This is a genomic window from Hyphomonas sp. UBA3601, assembly GCF_002375605.1.
Taxonomy (GTDB): Bacteria; Pseudomonadota; Alphaproteobacteria; order Caulobacterales; family Hyphomonadaceae; genus Hyphomonas.
Window position 1 is genome coordinate 1,695 of record NZ_DFME01000102.1, and the last position, 1,195, is coordinate 2,889.

General features: G+C 63.3%; 1 protein-coding gene and 1 pseudogene. Both read left to right on the forward strand.

Annotated features, from left to right (window positions below):
* Positions 1–360, forward strand: a pseudogene (locus tag B4F73_RS10040) (valine--tRNA ligase); the annotation flags it as partial.
* Between the two features lie 43 nt (positions 361–403).
* On the forward strand, positions 404–1,195 hold a 792-nt coding region (locus B4F73_RS10045), incomplete at its 3' end, for an isoaspartyl peptidase/L-asparaginase family protein (RefSeq protein WP_290483169.1).

The window sequence follows — 1,195 nt, forward strand, 5'->3', positions numbered from 1 at the left end:
GCGGAAATCGAAAACCGCGCGATGAGCCATGAGGACGTCCTGAAGCGCCTTGCGCGCCTTGAAGACATCTCGATGACGGATGCGACCCCCGAAGGTGCGGTGACTGCGGTCATCGGCGAGACCATGTCTGCGCTTTCGGTGGCCGACATTGTCGACATCGACGAGGCCCGCAATCGGCTCGACAAGGAGCTGGCCCAACTCGACAAGGACATCAAATCCACCGAGGGCAAGCTTTCAAACGAAAAATTCGTTTCGCGCGCCCCGCCAGAGATTGTTGAAGAGAATCGTGAGCGGATCCGTGACTGGTCCGCGCGCAGGGAAAAGCTGAAAGCTGCTCGCAAGGGGCTTGAAGGTCTCTGACCAATGCGGGCATCCTGTTTCAGCATGAACAGGAGTTGCTCTCATGAATTTCCGCAAACTGGTGATCGCGTCGGCGGTCCTCCTCGGCGCGTGCGCTGCGACCCCGGACCCTGGGCCCACCATGACCGAGTGGCGGCTGGTGGTCCATGGCGGTGCAGGCGTGATCACCCGCGAAGGCATGAGCCCGGAAAAGGAAGCGGCTTACACCGCAGCGCTCGAGACTGCGTTGGAAGCTGGCGCAGCCGTGCTCCGAAACGGTGGTAGCGCGCTGGATGCGGTCGAGGCGGCTGTCATCCCGATGGAAGACGATCCGCTCTTCAATTCCGGCCACGGCGCCGTGTTCACCGCGGCGGGTACTCATGAACTCGACGCATCAATCATGGACGGCCGCGACCGCAATGCCGGCGCCGTCGCTGGCGTCACCCGCGTACGCAACCCGATCAAGGCGGCGCGCGCCGTGATGGACAAGTCCGAACATGTGATGTTCGCCGGATCAGGGGCCGACGCTTTTGCTGAAGCGCAGGGGCTCGACATGGTCGACAATTCCTATTTCGACACGGACCGGCGCAGGCAGTCTCTGGAGCGCGTGCTCGAAGAGCGCGTTCGGACAGCCGCCGACCGTCATGGCACCGTCGGCGCGGTCGCGATCGATCAGGACGGCAATCTTGCCGCGGCGACGACGACCGGCGGCATGACAGCCAAGGCAGCGGGCCGGATCGGGGACTCGCCGCTGATTGGCGCAGCGACCTATGCCGAGAACGGCGTTTGCGCCGTGTCTGCAACTGGACACGGCGAATATTTCATCCGCGTGGGCGTGGCAAAGACCATTTGCGAC